Raw genomic sequence first — 16,415 nt, 5'->3', positions numbered from 1 at the left:
CTGCCCGAGGACGGTCGATGTCTGCCCGGGAGCGCGGATGCGACCGCCTCCCGGGACATCTTAATCAGATTTCGTCGATACAAGCCCGAGGGTGACGCGTGGTGGAGCTGGTGATGTTCGTGAAAAGATGCCATCCATGACCACCCCGCCCGCCATCCGTCGCGGCACGCCCGAATTCCTCCGCGCCAATATCGCCTTCTTCCTCTGCGCCTTTTCCGTCTTCGCCTCGCTCTATTCGGTGCAGCCCCTGCTGCCCATGTTCGCGCAATATTGGGTGCGCGACGCCGGCACCGCCTCGCTGGCCCTCTCGGCCACCACCGCCACCATGGCCGTGGCCCTCATCCCCGCCAGCCTGCTGGCCGACCGCCTCGGCCGCCATCGCCTGATCGTCGGCGCGCTGCTCATCACCGCCATTCTCGGCATGCTGCTGCCCTTCACCCAGGTCTGGTGGCAGCTCATCACCCTGCGTACCCTGATGGGGCTGACCCTGGCGGGCATTCCCGCCGTGGCCATGGTCTACCTCTCCGAGGAAATGGCTCCGGAGGCCCTGGGCTATTCCATGGGCCTCTATATCGGTGGCACCGCCATTGGCGGCATGGCCGGGCGCGTCATTTCCGGCGTCCTGTCCGATGTCCTCGGCTGGCGCCTCGGCACCGGCATCCTGGCCGGGCTGATCCTTCTCGCCGCCATCGCCGTCGCCATCCTGCTGCCCAGGCCGCGCCACTTCGCCCGCGACCCCATCGGCCTTGCCACCCTCTGGCAGCGCTGCCGCGCCAGCTTCGACGATGCCGCTCTCCCCTGGCTTTTCGCCAGCGCCTTCCTGCTCATGGGCGGCTTCGTGACGCTCTACAACTATGCCGGCTTCCGCCTGGCTTTGCCGCCCTTCCTGCTCAGCCACTCGGCTATCGCCACCATCTTTCTCGTTTACCTCTTGGGCAGCGTCAGCTCCACCTGGGCCGGTTCCCTCTCGCAACGGTTGGGCCGGCGAAAGGTGTTCTGGGCGCTGGTGGCGCTCATGGGCGCCGGCATGGCCGTCACCATGGTCGACAGTACCATCATCGTCATTCTGGGCCTCGCCATTGCCACCATGGGCTTTTTCGCCGCCCACGGCATAGCCAGCGCCTGGGTCACCCGCCGCGCCCGCATCGGCAAGGCGCAAGCCTCGGCCATCTATCTTGTCTCCTACTATCTCGGCGCCTCGATCCTCGGCACGCTGGGCGGCTACGCCTGGACCGCCTGGGCCTGGCCCGGCGTCATGCTGGTCAGCGGCGGCGCGGCCCTGCTGGCGCTCCTCGTGGCCATCAGACTCGTCTTCGTGCCGGCGCTGCCGGTGCCGGAACATCCGCCGGAGCCGCCAGCGGGGGTGTAGTCGGCCCAGGTTTCAGCACGCTGCTGAGCTGTGGCCTTGTCGCCCTGACAATGCGATGTTACATAATAGTTCAACATTTTAGGATTGAATGTCATGGCGAAAACCATACGTGCGGCGCTATCTCCAGGCATTTTGAGCCATACGCGGCTCAAGAAGTCGGGCGGATCGCTGGTTATGACCGTGCCTGCAGCGGCGCGTGACACGTTGCATCTGCATGAAGGCCAGGAATTGACAGTCAAGGTCGAAGACCAAAAGCTCGTTTTGGAACCAGCAGTGCGGCGCCCGAAATACACGCTTGAGGAACTGCTGGCTCATTGCGATTTCGACGCCCCCCTTAGTGAGGAAGAACGCGCCTGGCTTGACGCTCCCCCCGTTGGCCGGGAACTCCTGTAGGAATGGAACGAGGGGAGATATGGCATTGCGATTTGTCACCGGCCGCCGGCCGCGAGCAGCAGGGTCCGCACTATGTGCTGATCGTGTCGCCTCGGGCCTTTAACAAGGGCGGTGTCCCTCTGGTCTGCCCGATAACCACTATCGGGAATTATAGCCGCATGAGGGGCTTTGCCGTGAACCTCTCTGGTGCCGGTACTGGCGTAACCGGCGTTATCCAGGTGGACCAGTTGAGTGCATTGGACATGATAGCACGCAAGGGCAAGCCCTCGGGCGACATGGTTCCGGACTTCATCATGGAAGATGTCTTGGCGAAGATTGCCACGATAGCGCAATAGGCTGGGATGGAAGCGGGGGTTACCGCAATCCCGGCAGCGCCCGCGCCATGGCCAGGAACGCCTCCACCGGCAATTCCTCGGCCCGCTCATCCCCCCTGAGCCCGCCCGCCGCCAACAACCCCTCCACCGGTACACCCGCCGCCTTGAGGCTCTGCCGTACCATCTTGCGCCGCTGCCCGAAGGCCGCACGGGTAATGTGCTCCAGGTTCTTCACCGTCACGTCGTCGCCCACCGCCTTGGGCACCAGATGCACCACCGCCGAGGTCACGTTCGGCGGCGGCACGAAGGCCTGGCGGCCCACATTGAAGGCAATCCGCGCCTCCGTCCGCCACCCCGCCAGCACGCCGAGCCGCCCATAGGGGTCTTCCCCCGGCCTGGCACAAATCCGCTCGGCCACTTCCCGCTGGAACATCAGCGTCAGGCTCTCAAAAAAACTCGGCCACGGGTCCAGCGTCAGCCAGCCCGTGAGCAGCGGTGTCGCGATATTATAGGGCAGGTTGGCGATGATCCGCGTCGGCCCGTCCGCCAGCAGCCGATAGTCCATCTCCATGGCATCGCCGCTGATCACGGTCAGCCGCCCCGGATAGGCCGCGGCGATCTGCGCCAGCGCCGGCAGCGCCCGCGCGTCGCGCTCGATGGCGATCACCTCGCGCGCGCCTTCCGCCAGCAGGGCCCGCGTCAGCCCGCCCGGTCCCGGACCCACCTCGATGACGCGCACACCCTCCAGCGAGCCCGCCACGCGGGCAATACGCGCCGTCAGGTTCAGGTCGAGCAGGAAATTCTGCCCCAGCTCCTTTTTGGCGCGCAGGCCATGCTCCGCGATCACCTCGCGCAAAGGCGGCAGCTTGTCGATCTGGCTCATCGCGCCGCCGTCATCGCATCGGCCACTCTGATGGCCGCGAGGAAGCTGGCGGGCGAGGCGCGGCCCGTGCCGGCCAGGTCGAGGGCCGTGCCATGGTCCGGCGAGGTCCGCACGATGGGCAGGCCCAGCGTCACGTTGACGGCCTCCTCGAACGCCACCGTCTTGATCGGGATCAGCGCCTGGTCGTGATACATCGCCACCACGGCGTCATAGCGCGCCCAATGGGTCGGGTAGAACAGCGTATCGGCGGGCAGGGGGCCTTCCACCCCGATCCCCTCGAATTGCAGTTGCGCCACCGCCGGCCCGACGATTTCCAGTTCCTCACGCCCGATGGCGCCGCCTTCTCCCGCATGCGGATTGAGCCCGGCCATCCCGATCTGCGGGTTGGCGATGCCGAAGCGGTGCCTGAGGTCATGCGCTACCACGCGTACCGTCTCGACGATCAGCGCCTTGGTCAGCAGCTCGGGCACATCCCTGATCGGCACATGGATGGTCACCGGTACGGCGCGCAGCCCGCCATGCGCCAGCATCATCACCGGCAGATGCGGCTTGCCGCCATTGGCGCACAATTCGGCGAGGAATTCGGTATGGCCGGGATGCCTGAACCCGGCATGGTAGAGCGCGCCCTTGTGGATAGGCGCCGTCACCAGCCCGCGACAGGCGCCGGCCAGCGTCGCCTCCACCGCCGCTTCGATGGAACGGATCACCGCCCCCCCCGAGACCGGCGAGATTTGTCCCGGATGATCGGGCATCAGCCCGTCTACCGCCACCACCGGCAGCGCCGAGCCGAAAGCGTCATTGGCGCCATCCGGGCCGGCCACGGCAATGTCGATCGCCAGGCCCAGCCGCTCGGCGCGTTGCCTCAGAAATTCAGGATGCCCGAAGACGCAGATGGGCGGCAGGTCCAGTTCGGCCCGCCGGGCATGGAGCGCCAGGATGATGTCGGGGCCGACCCCCGCGGGTTCGCCCATGCTGATGGCCAGCGGCTTGTCCATCTCGGCCCCCAGGCAAGAAGATTTCGGGCCCGCCTCGGCAGGCCCGAAGGCTTAGTTGAAGACGATCTTGGCGCGGGCGCGCAGGTTTGCCAGATAGTTCTGGACCTCGCCTTCGAGCGCCTCATTGCCTTGTGCGGCCCGCAGGTCACCCTTGACGAAGGTCAGGTCCTCGGCCTGCGTCTTCTCGCACACGGCGAGCATGGACACGCCCGATTCAACCACGCGCGGCTTGGTGATGCCGCCCACATTGAGCCCCGCCAGTTCCTTGGCGATGGCTTCCGGCAATTGCGTGGCATGGCGCCGGCCCACATCGATCACCGCCGCATCGGTATAGGCGAGCGACAGGTCGACGGCGGTATCGCAGCCGGCAAACTTGGACCGGTAATTGTTGGCCTGGCCCGAGCGTCCGCTCGAGCCCGCGCCCACGAAGATGATTTCCTTGAGGATATAGTCGAAGTTCTGGAAGGCCTGCATCTGGCTCTCGGCCTGCTGGTCCAGGGCCAGGTCGGAGATTTGCACCTGCGGCATGATGGCCTGCTCGGTCACCGCGTTCCAGGCGATGGCGGCGCGCAGCCGGTCCTTGAGTGTCTCGATGCTGACACCGCCCTGCTGCAGCATGCCCACCAGCTTGTCCTGGCTGACATTCATGTTGCGCGAGATTTGCAGCAGCGCCTCGTCGATCTGCGCATTGGAGACCGTCACGCCGAGCCGCTTGGCTTCCTCGATCTGCAGGGCCTCGTTGATCAACTGTTCGGTGGCGCCTCTTGTGCCGGTGCCGTTGCCTTCCAGCGCGAACAGCTTTACCCGCGCGGCCACCTGCAGGTCGGTGATTGGCGTGCCGTTGACGGTGACGCGTACACTCTGCGCCATCGTCGGCAGCGCCGCGGCCACGCTCAGGACCACGCCCATGATCACGGCGCCGGCAGCACGCCCCCAAACAGTCTTGGCCATCGTCATTATCCGCCTCGCGTCAATCCACCCGCCCTCAATGCGGCGGGAATGGCGCGCTGTCAATTGCCCGATGATTGAGGCCAAAATCGGTTGGCGCCTAGAAGTCCGGCAGCGGGATGCCGCCTTGGTAGCCGACATCGAGCCCGGCCGGCGCCTTCAGGCGGAAGGTCGCCGTCAGCCGCGTGTCATCGGGTGAGGTATGGGTCGGGCCGGTGCGCGTGGCATTGGCCCCGATCACCAGGTACCCGTCGTCATAGACCACGCCGCCGCCCACCTGCAGCCAGGTATTGGCCGTGAGGTCCCAATAGCTGCTGGCCTTGATCGACCAGTATTCCGCCAGCGGAACCGTAAGCTCCCCGCCGATTTCGTGCTGCGGCACCAGCATGCCCTGGCCCGGATTGGCGGCGCGATAGGTATAGTCGAACGTCGCGCCCCAGCCGTCGTCATGGCTGTAGCTGGCGCCCAGCCCGGCGCGCGCCACCTGCATCGCGCCCGTATCCACCTGCAGCTTGCCGCCGAATTTCAGCCCCGGCGTGAACGAGCCATAGGCCCCCAGCACCGCATAGGATGCCGCCATGTCCATGCCCGATCCTACTGCCGTCTGCGCCTGGCCCGGCGTGGCAAAGGCATTGGCGCCCGCCAGCTGGAACGATTGCCCGGCAATCACCTCGATATAGCCGCCGTCGGCGAAATTGGCCTGGTAGCGCCCGCCAACCGTGGCGCGCAGCCCGGTTTCCTGCCGGTCGCTGCCCGAAAAGCGGTTGTAGCTGAACAAATTCGTGTCATCGAAGACAAAGCTCTGCGCATCGTCATTGGTGATGCCGACACTGGTCGTGTTCGAGCCGCGATACACCACCTGCGCGATCGGCTCGATCAGATGCACCGTCGAGCCATCGCTGGCCGCCAGCGGAAAACGCACATCCATGGCCGCGATCGGCGTGGCGCTCCACAGGGTCGTCGCGCCGGGCAGCAGGGCGCTGGTGCCGTCGTAATAGGCCAGGTCCGCCCGCCCGCCCAGATAGGGCGTCGCCACGAACCCGCCAGCGCCGATCCATTGCGTCTGCCAGCCTGCCGTGAGGCTCAGATGCTGCTTGTAGCCTTCATAGCCCCACACCCGGGGTGCAGCGCCGGCATCGGCGCCCCGCTGCACGCCCAGCAGCCGCCCGCTGATCTCGATCCGGCCATTGCCGGGTCCCAGATCCTCGATATGCTCGAAGCGCACCACCGGCAGGGTCTTGCCCTGCTGGTCCTGCGCCGCCGCGGTCACGTTGCCGAGCTGATTGAATTGCTGCACGCGCGCATCGATGAACGTGTCGTTGGTCAGATGCGTCGCATAGACTTGGTTGACCGTCGATTTGCCCAGCGTGAGCCGGTAATCGGTGAGATAGGCCGCGTCGGTAAAGGCGGTATAGCTCCAGCCGACCGTCCAGTCCCGCACCGGCCTGAACTCGCCCGAGGTCTGGATGGCGCCGCGCCAGTCGAGGTCGCCCACCGTGCCGGCATAGGCCGCCCGATCCAACTGGTAGAGCCCCGATGCCTTGATCTGGAACGAGCCGGCATCGAACCGCTGGATCCATTCGGCGCCCATCAGGAAGCCCTGCCGGCTCATCACCGTCGGCGTCAGGATGATATCGGTCCAGCGGCTCGAATAGGCGTAGTAGGGCACTTCCAGCTTGTGCCCGGTCAATTCGCCATAGTCGTAGCTGGGCATCCGCATGTTGGCGAGCGCGGTTTCGCTGGTATCGGGCAGCCACAGGAAGGGCAGCCACGCCACCGGAATTCCCAATAGGGCCAGCGTCGGCTGCTCCAGATGAAGCGAGCCGTCTTCGGAATTGTAGGTGATGCGCGACGCGCTGACCGACCAGCCGATCCGCCGTCCGGCATGGTCGATGCAGTCGCCGCAGGGCGCGTAGGTCGCGTCTTCCATCAGCGTGCGCAGGGCCGTGTCATAGTCGACGCTGTCCGCCGTGATCCGCGCCCCGTCATAGGTGGTGATGGTCAGCGAATTCATGAAGGCCTGCTTCATGCCGCCGGTAACATCGAGATCGGCCATCTCCGCGACATTCCCGGCCGGATCGGTCACGCTGACATGGCCGACGAATTTGAGCGCCTTGCTGTTCCGGTCATAGACCAGGTTGTCCCCGGTCAGCGTATAGCCACCCTGGCTCAGCACCACGTCGCCATTGGCGGTGATGATGTTGGCATTGCTGTCGAAAGTCAGCATATTGGCTTCCACCGCGGCGGGTGCCGAGGCGTCGACCGGGGCATTGAAGAAGTTTCGCGGCACGATGCCCTGGGCGAAAGCGCCGGAGCTGACGCCAAGCGCCAGCAACGCGCTGGCCCAGGCCAGGCGGCGCGGCGACATCCCCCTTTTCGCCCTCATACTCACGCGCGTCCGTCTTCCTTGTGCAGCAACACCGTCACGCCGATGACGATGGCCACAAACGCCGGTCCGACTGCCGCGAACGTGGGATCGAGAACGCCGGTCGACCCGGCACGGTCGGCCATCTCGGTAATCACGAATACAACGAACCCGAGCACGATCCCGTAAAGGACCGCCGGACCATAATTAGAGCCTCTTCGATAACCTGCGGTAAACGCAAAAGCAATGAACAGCGACCCCGTCAGCACCAGTGGCAAAGCCAGCAGCTTGATCAGCCGCATGGTCGCGGCGGTGCGGATGCCGGCGTCCGAAACCCCCGATTGCAGCAGCCTTGCCAGCTCGAAAAAGGTCATGTCCTCGGTCGATGCCAGCTTGAGCCCCAGCTCGGCCGGTGACGAACTGGTTGGCACCCGATAGTCGAACACGGTCTCGGCCGGCTTGTCCGGGCTGCGCACGATGGCGGAAGCAAACACCCATTCGCCGTTTTCGAGCGTGGCTTCGGCGGTCTGGACGCGCTCCTGGCTGCCGTCGCCCAGGTGAAACAGCGTAACATTGCCGAGCACCGCACCGCCCGGCTGCATGCCGGTGGCCATCATGATGTAGTGGAACTCGCCGCTGCGCTGCTCCAGCCACACCTCGCCCGGCGGCGTCAGCATCGCGGCCTGGCCGGGCGGCGTGGGGTTGAGCTGCCGGTTGAGCTGGGCGCTGACCGTTTCGAGCCCCAGCGACACCGCCAGGCTCACCAGCGCCAGGGCGATGACCGGGGCCCGCACCGTGCGCCATATCGACATGCCGCTGGCCTGGATAACCGTCAGCTCGTGCCGGGCCTTGAGATCGAGAAAGCCGAGCGCCGCCCCCATCAGCACCGTCACCGGCAGCGTCTTGATTGTCCATTTCACCGCGCTCATCGCCACCATGACCAGCGCCATCGGCACGCCATGGGCGTTGGCGACGAAATTGAACCGCCAAGTGTCCAGCGATTCCACCAGCGCGATAAGCCCGTAGAACACGAAAACCGTGACCCCGATGCGGCTGCCCAGCCGCCCCAGCACCAGCCAGTCGATCCGGGTCATGACAATGCCACCAGGGGCAGGGGGCGGCGCCGCGCCCGGATCAGCAGCGCGATGCCCGCCACCGCGATCATCGCCAGGGCCCCCGTCGCCGTGCCCAATGGGCTGTAGGCGCTGACGCCGCGCTCCCCGAAGGCGATCAGCAGCACGCCCGCTTCCATCGGCACCGGAATGCGCGCCCGCCTTCCGCTGGGAAACCCCATGACCGCGAGCACCATCATGGCCATGCCGATCACCCGCAGGCCCTCGGCCATACGGTCGGTCAGCAGCGACAGCACGCCCGGCCGCCATTGGCCGCTCGCCATCGCTTCGGTGACCAGCGACACGCTGTCCTGTTCCAGCAGCGGGTTGCTCCGCGCCAGCGGCTGCGACAACTGGTCGACATTGATGTCATAGCGGCCGAAGGTGATTTCCGAGAACCGCCCGCTATCGCTGTTATACTGCAGCGATCCGTTGCGCAGCTCCAGCACATAGGCCAGCCCGTCGCTGGCCACCCGCGCCGACTCCGCGATATAGGTCCGTCGCATTTCGGGGTCGCGCCGGTCATCGGCGAAGAATTCCCGGATTTCCCCATCGGCCCCGCGCCCGCCGATCAGTAGCACCACGCCCGGCGTCACCTGGGTAAAGCGCCCCGGCCGCAGCGTCGAGCTGACCAGGTCTGCGGCGATGCTGGCGCTGAGGGCATTGAGCCGGCGATAGGCATAGGGGTCGACGAAGTTCGACAGCAGCAGCACGCCCACAACGCCGGCTCCGGCCACCACCGCCGTCGCCCGCCACAGCGAGCCCAGCCCGTGGCTGGTATGGATGATATGCAGCTCCTTGTTGGCCTGCAGCGCCTGCAGTGCCCGCGCCAGCCCGATGCCGATGCACACATAAAAGAAGGCGATGGCCAGCGGCGGCATCGTATAGAGCGCCTGCACCCCGAGCACGACTATGCTCTGCCCTTTGATCGACACCACGTCGAACGAGCGCAGGCAATTGACCAGCCACAGCAGGAAGCACACCACGCCGAACAGGATCAGCGCGTCCGTCACGAACATCCGTGCAAGATAGGCTGTCAGTCTCTTCATGCGGTCGGCCAGTGTCTCCCGTGCGAGCCGGACCTTGGTGCAGTTCGCCTTGCCGCACAAGCACACACCGTCCTGCATCCGGATTTGTCCGCCACCCTGTTGCGGTATTGCCCGCCGGGTTCCTTCTCCCCTTGGGCACTCGGTAGCTGCATTCCTCTATCGGCTCCTGCCCACCCTCCCCCTTGAGGGGAGGGTAGCGCCGCTCGGCCCGAAGGGCCGTAGCAGAGCTGGGGAGGGGGTGGTCTGGTGGACCGCTGAAGGACCCCCACCCTCGATCCCTCCCCTCAAGGGGGAGGGAGGCGATAGAGCCAGGCCCGGCGCATGAATGAAGTGCTCGGTGTAAAAACACTCCTCGTCGAGGATGAAGCGCCGCCACGCCATCGCCTGAGGACAAACCGGGTTCCCCGCTTTCGCAGCACCGACCCGGTGATAGTATCGGGCAATCGCATTCCACCGCGCGAATCCCGCCCGCTCTGCCCAAGGCCCCCAATGTCCCAGTCCATCACCATCCGCACCGCCGCCCATGCCGGCGTCCCTGCGGGCCTCACCGTCATCTACGTCGCCGAAAACGAAGCCCCATCGGGCGCCGCCGCCACCATCTGGGCCGCCACCGGCCTCGCCTGGGCCGAAACCGCCCAGGCTGGCGCCTTCAAGGGCAAGCAGGGCCAGGCGCTCGACATACTGGGCTCCGGCGGCAAGCGCCTGCTCGTCCTCGGTCGCGGCAAGGCCGATGCCGATATTCCCCTCAATGGCTGGACCGACCGCGGCGGTTCGCTTCTCGCCAAACTCGCCGCCACCCGCGCCGAAACCATCGCTGTCGTCATCGACGAGCCCGCGGCCACCCCCCTCGCCATCGGCGAACTCGCCGCAGGCCTGCGCCTCCGCCATTACCGCTTCGACAAATACAAGTCGGCCAAGCCCGACGACGCCCCCGCCGGCCTTGCCGTTACCCTCCACGTCGCCGATCCAGCCGCAGCCGATGCCGCCATTGCCGATCGCGGCGCTACCGTCGACGGCACCCTCCTGGCCCGCGACCTCATCAACGAGCCCGCCAATATCCTCGGCCCCGTCGAATTCGCCGCCCGCGCCGCCGAACTCGCCAGCCTTGGCGTCACGGTTGAAATCCTCGAACCCGCAGCGCTCGAAAAGCTCGGCATGAATTCGCTGCTCTGCGTCGCCCAGGGCTCCGACCGCCCGGCGCGCCTCGTCGTCATGCAATGGCGCGGCGGCGATGCCGGCACCGCCCCACTGGCCTTTGTCGGCAAGGGCGTGGTCTTCGATACCGGCGGCATCTCCATCAAGCCCGCTGCCTCCATGGAAGACATGAAAGGCGACATGGGTGGCGCCGCCGCCGTCACTGGCCTCATGCTGGCGCTGGCCACCCGCAAGGCCCCGGTCAACGTGGTCGGCGTCATCGGCCTCGTCGAAAACATGCCCTCCGCCAAGGCCGTCCGCCCCGGCGACATCGTCAAGGCCATGAGCGGCACCACCATCGAGGTCATCAATACCGATGCCGAAGGCCGCCTCGTGCTGGCCGACGCCCTCTGGTACACACAGGATCGCTTCAAGCCGCGCTTCATGGTCAACCTGGCGACGCTCACCGGCGCCATCATCGTCGCCCTCGGCCACGAGCATGCGGGCCTCTTCTCCAACAATGACGAACTGGCCACCCGCCTGCTCGGCGCTGGTCTGAGTGCCAACGAAAAGCTCTGGCGCATGCCGTTGGCCCCCGCCTACGACAAGGTGATCGAGTCCAGGTTCGCCGACATCCGCAATTCCGCCGGTCGTCCCGCCGGCTCCATCCTCGCCGCCCAGTTCCTGCAGCGCTTCGTCAACGACGTGCCCTGGGCCCATCTCGACATCGCCGGCACCGCCTTCGGCGCCGGCAATTCCGAAACCAGCACCTCCTGGGCCCCCGGCTTCGGCGTCGCGCTACTGGATCGGCTGGTAAGGGACTACTACGAAGGGTAGTCAGCCACGACATCCTCTCACCCCGGATCGTCACCCTCGGGCCTGACCCGAGGGCTCTACACTTGCTGAACATTCAGTAAGGCAACGCCCTCGGGTCAAGCCCGAGGGTCACGCGCGGTGGGTGGGTTGTATCCACCGATTCCATCTTCCACCCGCCCGCCCGAAAGGCTTAACTGCCCCCCATGACCGACATTCTCTTTTACCACCTCGAACCTCGCCCCGTCGAAGCGGTCCTTCCATCATTGCTGGAAAAGACCCTCGAACGCGGCTGGCGTGCCGTGGTGGAAGTCGGCTCCACCGAGCGGGCCGAAGCGCTCGATTCCCATCTCTGGACCTACCGCGAAGACAGCTTCCTCGCTCACGGTCTCGCCGGCGACGAAACCGACGCACATCAGCCCATCCTCATCACCACCGGAACGGACAATCGCAACCAGGCCAACGTGCGGTTTTTCGTTGACCGGGCAGTGCCCCAGTCAGCCGACGGCTACGAGCGGATTGTCTATATGTTCTCGGCACATGACCCCGATGCCGTCGCCGAAGCGCGATTGGCGTGGGTCGCGCTCAAGGGTAGCAGTCCGTTAACCTATTGGCAGCAGGAAGCGGATGGCCGCTGGCTCAAGAAAGCCTGACCACCATCACGCCATCTTGCCATAGAGTTCGTCCATGAACTTGGCGATCTGGATGGCCGAATAGATGCTGCCATAGTTGACATTGCCGTTGGAGTTGATCGTCGCCCCGGCCCGCACTGCGGGCAGGCGTTGCCAGGTGGTCATCTCGGCAACCCCGGCGACATCGGCATCGGTCCCTGTGACCAGCAACAGGCCATCGACATGCCCGAGCGCGTCGCCCAGCCCTTCGGCCGGAATCGCGTCGGTCATATAGGGCTGGTTGGCGCCGGGCGGGATGGTCTTTGCCCCGAGATCGGCCAGCACCTGCGTCGGCAGCATCGTCGTGCCGGTAGACAGAAAGACGTCGGCGGCGTTCGGCTGCAGCGTAACGACGGTCTTGGTCGCAATCTGCTCCGCGCGGCGCGATTTGATGTCGGCGATCAGCGCGTCATAGTCCGCCATGGCGGCATCGGCCTGGCCGTCCCGGCCAAGGACATGGGCGAGTTCCCGAAGCGCGTCCTTCCAGGGCAATTGCGCACTGGTCGGTACCACCGGGGCAACCTCCCGCAGGCGTCGCGCCGGCCACCAGCTGCTGTCCTGCTCCTTTTCGTAGTCGGCGCAGATGATCAGGTCGGGATCGGCGGCCAGCACCTGCTCGATGTTGATCTCGGCGCCGAAATATTCAAGTCCCTGCGTATTGGGCACCCAGCGGGCCGGCAGCGAATGGCCATGCCCGATCACCGGCAGGCCAAGCGCCAGCGCCGGTTGCAGGTCGAGCCGCGAGTCGACGGCGACCACGCGCTGCGGCGACGCCGGAATGTCATAGGTGCCGTAGATTGTGGTGACGGAACGGGTTTCCTGCGCGAAGGCCCGAACCGGCAGCATGGCACCAAGCGCCAGGCCAGCGGTTCCCAGGGTAAAGCTGCGGCGGTTGAGTCTGATGGACATTGTCGTCGATCCCGAGCGTTGCAATGGCTCGCTACTGGATCGCTTTTAGTTGACTGTCAATATCAACTTATTCCGAAGCGTCAGAATTTGGAGGTCTTTTCCTTGCCCGCGCCGGTCTGGCGCGGGGCAGGGGCCACGTCCGCGGGCATGTTCGCCTCGTAGAGTTCCATATAGTCGGCCATCAGTTCGTAGCAGAAGATCACTTCCACCGTTTCCGGGTCATAGAAGGCATTGGCCTCCCCACACCGTTTGGCATTGAACTGCACCGGCTGGCGCAGGCTGTAATTGTTGCGCAACTCGTCCGCTACCTGGTCGAACACGCCGCTCGACTTGAAAGCGTCGGCGGCTGCCTTCAGCCGCCCGCCGGCATCGTGATAGGTCACCACGACCTCGGTGCCTCGGCCGTTCTTGTTGCCACGCCCGCCCAGCAGCCCCTGGAAGGCGCGGTTGACCGTGTCATAATCCCAGTAGCAACTCTCCTGCCGGTCGCGGTCGATCCGGTATTCGTTGGCGATCGGCCGGAAGGCCGTATCGTCCATGCCCACCATCAGGCAGACGATCTGGTAGGCGCGTTGCTTGTCGAGGCTGTGGCCGGCGGCATAGTCGCTCTCGTCGCCGCCGCTGTCATAGGCGACGCCCGACAGGATCCAGCCCTGCGCCGCATCGGCCAGGGCCCGGTCGGTCTCCGGCGTTCGCTTGTTGAGCAGGGTCCAGGTGGCCATATTGTCCGCCGCATCCTCCTCCCGCCCCAGAATGGGCAGGTCGAGCTGGTGGAACAGCAGGTGGGCCACCTCGTGATAGAGCGTGAACAGGCTGTTATTATAGGCAAACCGCCGGATTTCGGCGCGCTGCGCCTTGGTCAGGTCCTGCGCCTGGGCGAGGCCGGGAATCCAGAGCAGGCAGACCAGCAGGGCAGCAACCAGCTTGGAACCAGGGCGCATGATGCACTTTCGGCGGCTTCTTGTGTCGCCAGCAAATGGCAATGCCGCGCAACTGTCAACGGCCCCCGCAATGCCGGCCTTAGGTCCTAGTCCTTTCCCGGCGCCCAGTCCTTGTCCGCCAGTTCGAACCCGGAAAACTGGAAGCCCGGTGCCACCGTGCAGCCGACCAGCGTCCAGTCCCCGGTGCTGACAGCCGCCTGCCAGGCCATGACCGGCACCACGACCTGCGGGCGCTGGCCGGCATCGAGGTCCGGCCCCAGCAGGTGCTCGTCGACGCTCTTCCCGTCGGAAATGCGCAATCGCAGCGGCGCCCCGGCATAATAGTGCCACACCTCCACCGCATCGACCCGGTGCCAGTGGGACGCATCGCCCGCTTCGAGCAGGTAGTAGATTGCCGTGGAGCGCGCCCGTCCGTCACCCTTCTCGCCATCCTCGAACGTGCGCGCATACCAGCCGCCCTCGGGGTGCCGCTGCATCCCCAGGGTAAAGATCACATCCTTGGCGGCGAGCTTGCTCATGCGCGCTCTGCGTCCTCCAGCTCGGCGCTGAGCGCCAGCCATTGTTCTTCGGTGGTTTCCAACTCGGCCGCAAAGCGCGCCTTGTCCCTGCCCAGCGCAATCAGCCGGTCGGGCGCGCCGTTGTAGACCTTGGGATCGGCAAGCTGGGTATCGATTTTGTCGATTTCCACCTTCAAACGGCCGATCTTGGTTTCCGCATCCTTAATGGACGTCTTCAGAGGCGCCACTTCGGCGCGCCGCGCCGCCGCCTCCTGCTTGCTCAGCTTGCCCTTGCCACCGCCGCCACCCTTGGGTTCCTTGGTCGAGGTGATGTTGCGCTGGTAGGTGTCCAGATCCTCGTCCAGCTCGCTGATCGTCCCGCCCTCGGCGATCCACAGCGTGTCGCAGGTCGCCTCGATCAGGTGGCGGTCGTGGCTGATGATCAGCACCGCGCCCTCATAATCGTTGAGCGCATGCACCAGCGCATCGCGGCTGTCGATGTCGAGATGGTTGGTCGGCTCGTCGAGGATCATCATCCCCGGCCCGTTGAAGGTGATGATACCCATCAGCAGGCGTGCCCGCTCGCCACCGGAAAGGTTCTTGGCCTTGGTATCCATGCGGCTGGTCGTCAGCCCCATCTGGTTGAGCCGGCTCCGGCGCCGCGCCTCATTGTCCTTGGGCATCAGGTCGACCATGTGCTCCAGCGGCGTCCATTCCGGCTGCAGCTTGTCCATCTGGTGCTGGGCAAAATGCGCGATTTCCAGCTTCTTGCCCTTGTTGAACCGCCCGCCCATCGGCGCGATATCACCGGCCAGGAGCTTCGCGAAGGTCGACTTGCCATTGCCGTTGACGCCGATCAGCGCGATGCGGTCATCGGGGTCGATGCGCGTGGTGATGTTGCGCAGGATGGTCTTGTCGCCATAGCCCGCCGAAACGCCGTCCAGCGTGATCATCGGGGTAGGGGGCTCGCTGCCCGGCTGCTGGAACTTGAACGGCGCCGCATATTCATCGAACATCGCCGCCGGCGGCTTCAGCTTCTCGATCATCTTCATGCGCGATTGCGCCTGCTTGGCCTTGGTCGCCTTGGCCTTGAAGCGGTCGACGAATTTCTGCAGATGCGCGATCTGGTCCAGCGATTTCTCGCGGCTCTTGTTATTGAGCTCCATCTGCAGCCGGCGCGTATTCTCGAACGTGTCGTAATTGCCCTTGTAGAAGGTCAGCTTGCGATGCTCGAGATGGATAATGGAACTGACCGACTTGTTCAGCAGGTCGCGGTCGTGGCTGATCATGAACACGGTATAGGGATAGGTGGCCAGATACTTCTCCAGCCACAGCGTGCCTTCGAGATCGAGATAGTTGGTCGGCTCGTCCAGCAGCAGCAGGTCGGGCTGGCTGAATAGCACGCCCGCCAGCGCCACGCGCATGCGCCAGCCGCCGCTGAGTTCATGTGTCGGCGCATTCTGCCGGTCCTGCTCGAAACCCAGCCCCTTGAGAATGGCCGAGGCGCGCCCTTCGGCCGAATAGGCGTCGATATCGGCCAGCCGCGTATAGATATCGCTGATCCGGTGCGGATCGGTTGCAGTTTCCGCCTCCGCCAGCAGCGCCGTACGCTCCTTGTCGGCCGCCAGCACCACGTCGAGCACGCTCTCGTTGCCGGCCGGCGCTTCCTGCGCCACAGCGCCGATCCGCGCCTTCTTGTTGAGCTCCATCGACCCCGAATCCGCCCCGATATGCCCCTGGATCAGGTGGAACAAGGTGGTCTTGCCGGTGCCGTTCTTGCCGACGAAGCCGGTCTTGGACCCCGTCGGCAGCACCACCGAGGCGTCTTCGAAAAGCTCCCGGCCCTGGATGCGGTAGGTAAGGTTGTTGATGGTCAGCATGGTCAGGCAATCTGAGGAGAGGGCAGGATGCAGGGAGCAACGGGTAAAACTGTGGCAACCGGCCTGCGACAAAGTGTTTGCCGTTGGATAGAGTTAAGCGACCCTTATGGCAACCGGCTTAGGCGCAAGGGTGCCACGCCCT

The 16,415-nt window shown here is 65.3% G+C and carries 15 protein-coding genes; 5 read left to right on the top strand and 10 right to left on the bottom strand.

The features are described from left to right. Positions 1–136 precede the first annotated feature (136 nt). The 3 genes from ASD80_RS04220 (at position 137) to ASD80_RS04210 (ending at position 2,097) form a co-directional block, all read left to right on the top strand. Positions 137–1,369 carry an MFS transporter gene (locus tag ASD80_RS04220; RefSeq protein WP_200950225.1) on the top strand — a complete coding sequence of 411 codons (1,233 nt, stop codon included), beginning with the start codon at positions 137–139 and terminating at the stop codon, positions 1,367–1,369. A 93-nt stretch (positions 1,370–1,462) separates the two neighbouring features. Next, positions 1,463–1,762 (top strand): AbrB/MazE/SpoVT family DNA-binding domain-containing protein, encoded by a 300-nt coding sequence (locus ASD80_RS04215; RefSeq protein WP_056229423.1) that lies wholly within the window; start codon positions 1,463–1,465, stop codon positions 1,760–1,762. 2 nt (positions 1,763–1,764) lie between these two features. Next, positions 1,765–2,097: a type II toxin-antitoxin system PemK/MazF family toxin gene (locus ASD80_RS04210; protein ID WP_056229422.1), complete on the top strand. Its 333-nt coding sequence runs from the start codon at positions 1,765–1,767 to the stop codon at positions 2,095–2,097. A gap of 19 nt (positions 2,098–2,116) precedes the next feature. Here ASD80_RS04210 and rsmA read toward each other — a convergent pair whose 3' ends face one another. The 6 genes from rsmA to ASD80_RS04180 form a co-directional block, all read right to left on the bottom strand. Continuing rightward, a complete protein-coding gene (gene rsmA, locus ASD80_RS04205; protein WP_056229419.1) occupies positions 2,117–2,959 on the bottom strand; it encodes a 16S rRNA (adenine(1518)-N(6)/adenine(1519)-N(6))-dimethyltransferase RsmA in 843 nt (280 codons plus the stop codon). Continuing rightward, on the bottom strand, positions 2,956–3,954 hold the full coding sequence (gene pdxA / locus ASD80_RS04200) for a 4-hydroxythreonine-4-phosphate dehydrogenase PdxA (RefSeq protein ID WP_056229416.1): 999 nt from the start codon (positions 3,952–3,954) through the stop codon (positions 2,956–2,958). The genes rsmA and pdxA overlap by 4 nt, the downstream gene beginning before the upstream one ends. Before the next feature lie 51 nt (positions 3,955–4,005). After that, positions 4,006–4,905: a SurA N-terminal domain-containing protein gene (locus ASD80_RS04195; protein ID WP_162247311.1), complete on the bottom strand. Its 900-nt coding sequence runs from the start codon at positions 4,903–4,905 to the stop codon at positions 4,006–4,008. 97 nt (positions 4,906–5,002) lie between these two features. Continuing rightward, positions 5,003–7,270: an LPS-assembly protein LptD gene (locus ASD80_RS04190; RefSeq protein ID WP_056229410.1), complete on the bottom strand. Its 2,268-nt coding sequence runs from the start codon at positions 7,268–7,270 to the stop codon at positions 5,003–5,005. 20 nt (positions 7,271–7,290) lie between these two features. After that, entirely contained in the window at positions 7,291–8,361 is a 1,071-nt protein-coding gene (locus tag ASD80_RS04185; protein ID WP_056229407.1) for an LptF/LptG family permease, read from the bottom strand. Then, positions 8,358–9,428 carry an LptF/LptG family permease gene (locus ASD80_RS04180; RefSeq protein ID WP_162247310.1) on the bottom strand — a complete coding sequence of 357 codons (1,071 nt, stop codon included), beginning with the start codon at positions 9,426–9,428 and terminating at the stop codon, positions 8,358–8,360. Before ASD80_RS04180 ends, ASD80_RS04185 begins: the two co-directional genes overlap by 4 nt. Positions 9,429–9,917: 489 nt before the next feature. Between ASD80_RS04180 and ASD80_RS04175 the strand changes: the two genes are divergently transcribed. Then, on the top strand, positions 9,918–11,399 hold the full coding sequence (locus ASD80_RS04175) for a leucyl aminopeptidase (protein ID WP_056229402.1): 1,482 nt from the start codon (positions 9,918–9,920) through the stop codon (positions 11,397–11,399). 182 nt (positions 11,400–11,581) lie between these two features. Further along, positions 11,582–12,028, top strand: a complete 447-nt coding sequence (locus ASD80_RS04170; RefSeq protein WP_056229399.1) for a DNA polymerase III subunit chi — start codon at positions 11,582–11,584, stop codon at positions 12,026–12,028. A 6-nt stretch (positions 12,029–12,034) separates the two neighbouring features. On the opposite strand, the gene ASD80_RS04165 is transcribed toward ASD80_RS04170, so the two are convergent. The 4 genes from ASD80_RS04165 to ASD80_RS04150 all read right to left on the bottom strand — a co-directional run bounded on the left by ASD80_RS04165 (position 12,035) and on the right by ASD80_RS04150 (position 16,273). Then, positions 12,035–12,955, bottom strand: coding sequence for an ABC transporter substrate-binding protein (locus ASD80_RS04165; RefSeq protein ID WP_056229396.1), 921 nt, complete (start codon positions 12,953–12,955; stop codon positions 12,035–12,037). Between the two features lie 80 nt (positions 12,956–13,035). Beyond that, positions 13,036–13,896 (bottom strand): DUF4344 domain-containing metallopeptidase, encoded by an 861-nt coding sequence (locus tag ASD80_RS04160; RefSeq protein ID WP_056229394.1) that lies wholly within the window; start codon positions 13,894–13,896, stop codon positions 13,036–13,038. 86 nt (positions 13,897–13,982) lie between these two features. Then, positions 13,983–14,414: a cupin domain-containing protein gene (locus ASD80_RS04155; RefSeq protein WP_056229391.1), complete on the bottom strand. Its 432-nt coding sequence runs from the start codon at positions 14,412–14,414 to the stop codon at positions 13,983–13,985. Next, entirely contained in the window at positions 14,411–16,273 is a 1,863-nt protein-coding gene (locus ASD80_RS04150; protein WP_056229389.1) for an ABC-F family ATP-binding cassette domain-containing protein, read from the bottom strand. Before ASD80_RS04150 ends, ASD80_RS04155 begins: the two co-directional genes overlap by 4 nt. Positions 16,274–16,415: the final 142 nt, after the last annotated feature.

The organism is Devosia sp. Root635 (assembly GCF_001427605.1).
In the GTDB taxonomy this organism is placed as follows: Bacteria; Pseudomonadota; Alphaproteobacteria; order Rhizobiales; family Devosiaceae; genus Devosia.
Note: the sequence above shows the minus strand (reverse complement) of the source record. Positions and strands in the feature narration are given on the sequence as shown.

Coding starts and splice junctions, on each gene's coding strand:
- ASD80_RS04185 (WP_056229407.1), bottom strand. CDS start 8,361: ATGACCCGGATCGACTGGCTGGTGCTGGGGCGGCTGGGCAGCCGCATC.
- ASD80_RS04155 (WP_056229391.1), bottom strand. CDS start 14,414: ATGAGCAAGCTCGCCGCCAAGGATGTGATCTTTACCCTGGGGATGCAG.
- ASD80_RS04170 (WP_056229399.1), top strand. CDS start 11,582: ATGACCGACATTCTCTTTTACCACCTCGAACCTCGCCCCGTCGAAGCG.
- ASD80_RS04175 (WP_056229402.1), top strand. CDS start 9,918: ATGTCCCAGTCCATCACCATCCGCACCGCCGCCCATGCCGGCGTCCCT.
- ASD80_RS04195 (WP_162247311.1), bottom strand. CDS start 4,905: ATGGCCAAGACTGTTTGGGGGCGTGCTGCCGGCGCCGTGATCATGGGC.
- ASD80_RS04210 (WP_056229422.1), top strand. CDS start 1,765: ATGGAACGAGGGGAGATATGGCATTGCGATTTGTCACCGGCCGCCGGC.
- ASD80_RS04215 (WP_056229423.1), top strand. CDS start 1,463: ATGGCGAAAACCATACGTGCGGCGCTATCTCCAGGCATTTTGAGCCAT.
- ASD80_RS04180 (WP_162247310.1), bottom strand. CDS start 9,428: ATGAAGAGACTGACAGCCTATCTTGCACGGATGTTCGTGACGGACGCG.
- ASD80_RS04160 (WP_056229394.1), bottom strand. CDS start 13,896: ATGCGCCCTGGTTCCAAGCTGGTTGCTGCCCTGCTGGTCTGCCTGCTC.
- rsmA (WP_056229419.1), bottom strand. CDS start 2,959: ATGAGCCAGATCGACAAGCTGCCGCCTTTGCGCGAGGTGATCGCGGAG.
- pdxA (WP_056229416.1), bottom strand. CDS start 3,954: ATGGACAAGCCGCTGGCCATCAGCATGGGCGAACCCGCGGGGGTCGGC.
- ASD80_RS04220 (WP_200950225.1), top strand. CDS start 137: ATGACCACCCCGCCCGCCATCCGTCGCGGCACGCCCGAATTCCTCCGC.
- ASD80_RS04150 (WP_056229389.1), bottom strand. CDS start 16,273: ATGCTGACCATCAACAACCTTACCTACCGCATCCAGGGCCGGGAGCTT.
- ASD80_RS04190 (WP_056229410.1), bottom strand. CDS start 7,270: ATGTCGCCGCGCCGCCTGGCCTGGGCCAGCGCGTTGCTGGCGCTTGGC.
- ASD80_RS04165 (WP_056229396.1), bottom strand. CDS start 12,955: ATGTCCATCAGACTCAACCGCCGCAGCTTTACCCTGGGAACCGCTGGC.